A 2,082-nucleotide genomic window follows, 5' to 3' on the forward strand; every position below is an offset into this window, starting at 1 on the left:
ATATCTTACCGAAAAACAATTAAACGGCGTGAAAGACACAGAAGTGAAATGGAACTTTACCAAATTTTTAATTGATGAAAACGGCAGACTGATTGATAGCTTCGTGAGCAAGGTAAAACCTACTGATGAGGAAATTACCAAATATTTGAAATAATTTTTAGATAAATATTTTTAAAGCGGATTTTTTGATCCGCTTTTTATTTGAATTTTTTGCTAAAATAATTAATGATAAGCTTTATTGAAATTAAATAGTTGTTTGTAATCTTTTATCTTTATTCTATTTTCTTTCTTCTAAATATTATGTTTCACCAGAATCTTTTCGGTCGCTTTCTTGCTGAGAACTTCTGTTTTTCCTGAAATTTCTATGGTAATTGATCTGTCGAAATCTTCAATCTTAAGAATCTTGATTTTGGTATTTAAAAGAAGTTTTCTTTCGGTAAGATAATTCAGAAAAGCATCATCAGATAAAGTGACAGAAGTGAAAACAACGGTTTCGCCAACTTTACAATTGCTGAGTTTTTGCAAATCCTGAGAAATAATATTTCCGTCTTTGTCGGGAATCGGTTCTCCGTGAGGATCAAACTTCGGATAATCTAAAATCTCATCCATTTTATCAAAGAAAACCTGCGAATGTACATGTTCCAGTTGTTCGGCAATTTCGTGTACATTTTCCCAGCCAAAATTCATCTTTTTTACGAGAAACATTTCGGTAAGACGGTGTTTTCTTACGACTAAAGCAGCTTCACGTCTGCCTTTTTCGGTAACTCTGAGTGGTTTGTAGGTTTCGTAGATCACCCAATTTTTGTCGGCAAATTTCTTCATCATGTTATTAACACTCGGCATTTTTACGTTGAGAAATTTGCTCAGTTCGTTAATCGTAACCTTTCCTTCATGGTCAACTACATGAAACAAAGCTTTCAGATAATTTTCTTCTGTTAATGTTGTTTTCAAAATGTTAGATGATTTTCATTACAAATCTAACAAAATATTTTTTAAATGTAGATCTTGTTAAATTATTATCTCAAATAAGAATATTTGCTAAATTTTTTAGCTCACAACAAAAATAATATCTGGAATTATCTCTAAATTTGATTCGTAGTTGTTTATGCTTTAAGCAACTATTCTTAAAACTGAATGAAAAAAATGGTGAAATTAAGTATAATTAGTTTGTGCTTTATGATGTGTTTATATAAAGCTCAAAACGTTACAGATTCTACATTACGCAAAGATTTTTCTCAACTCTATTATCAGGAAACTATAAGTGCCGATGAAAAGATTGCCCTGGGAGAAAAAATGTTAAGAATTTCCGGAAACGAAAACGAAACTTCGAAATCATACCAACGTATTGCTGAAGGACGAAAAATGTTGCTGAAAAGCTTAACGATCCTTCTTTAAAAATTATGGCTTTAGGTGCACAAGCCGGGTTTTTAAGAGATGAAAAAAAATATTCTGAGGAAATACCGGTAAGAATTGAAATGATCAGACAGATCAAAGAAATTCAAAAAGAAGAATATGTAGAAGAAGACGAAATTCAGCTTTCTATCCATCGCAGTCATCTGGCTTTTGCTTACCTGATGTCTGAAAATCTGGCTGCAGCAAAGAAACAAATATTTTTATATGAAAAAATGTACGAGAAGCTATCGCCGTCTGATAATCCAAGAATAGATACTTATTATCTGTGTAAAGCAATTATTGATGCTAAAGAAAACCGGCTGGAAAGCGCAACATCTTATTTTGATAAGGCTGAATCTGCGGCCAGAAAAAATAAATATATGAATGCTCTTTCTAATATTCTTGAGCAACGCCTAATATAGATAAAGGTCAGGAAAAAGAAGATCTTTTTAAAGAATTTATTAAAATTAGAGATAGCATACAAAGTGAAAACGTTAAAGCCATTTCTCARAACTCATCTAAACAATCTATAGTTTTAAAAGAACAGTAGCAGCATAAAAAATATCTCATTATTGCCGTTGGCTTTTTAATTTGTATTATCATTCTGGTTGTATATATAGACCATCGTAAACAGAAATTATTGCAAAAAGGATTAGAAAAAATGCTTCATAAATTTGAGAATGGCAAAAA

At 31.1% G+C, this 2,082-nt stretch carries 3 protein-coding genes and 1 pseudogene; 3 read left to right on the forward strand and 1 reads right to left on the reverse strand.

Features of this window, described 5'->3' with window-relative positions:
- A pseudogene (locus AB4Y90_RS17895) lies at positions 1 to 154 on the forward strand (glutathione peroxidase); the annotation flags it as partial.
- Positions 155 to 291: 137 nt separating this feature from the next.
- Here AB4Y90_RS17895 and AB4Y90_RS17900 read toward each other — a convergent pair.
- Positions 292 to 951 (reverse strand): metal-dependent transcriptional regulator, encoded by a 660-nt coding sequence (locus tag AB4Y90_RS17900; protein WP_441558915.1) that lies wholly within the window; start codon positions 949 to 951, stop codon positions 292 to 294.
- 225 nt (positions 952 to 1,176) lie between these two features.
- Here AB4Y90_RS17900 and AB4Y90_RS17905 point away from each other — a divergent pair, with 225 nt between their 5' ends.
- Positions 1,177 to 1,395 (forward strand): hypothetical protein, encoded by a 219-nt coding sequence (locus AB4Y90_RS17905; protein ID WP_441558916.1) that lies wholly within the window; start codon positions 1,177 to 1,179, stop codon positions 1,393 to 1,395.
- A gap of 5 nt (positions 1,396 to 1,400) precedes the next feature.
- Positions 1,401 to 1,814 carry a hypothetical protein gene (locus AB4Y90_RS17910; protein WP_441558917.1) on the forward strand — a complete coding sequence of 138 codons (414 nt, stop codon included), beginning with the start codon at positions 1,401 to 1,403 and terminating at the stop codon, positions 1,812 to 1,814.
- Positions 1,815 to 2,082 lie beyond the last annotated feature (268 nt).

The organism is Chryseobacterium sp. 2TAF14, assembly GCF_052115105.1.
GTDB lineage: Bacteria > Bacteroidota > Bacteroidia > Flavobacteriales > Weeksellaceae > Chryseobacterium.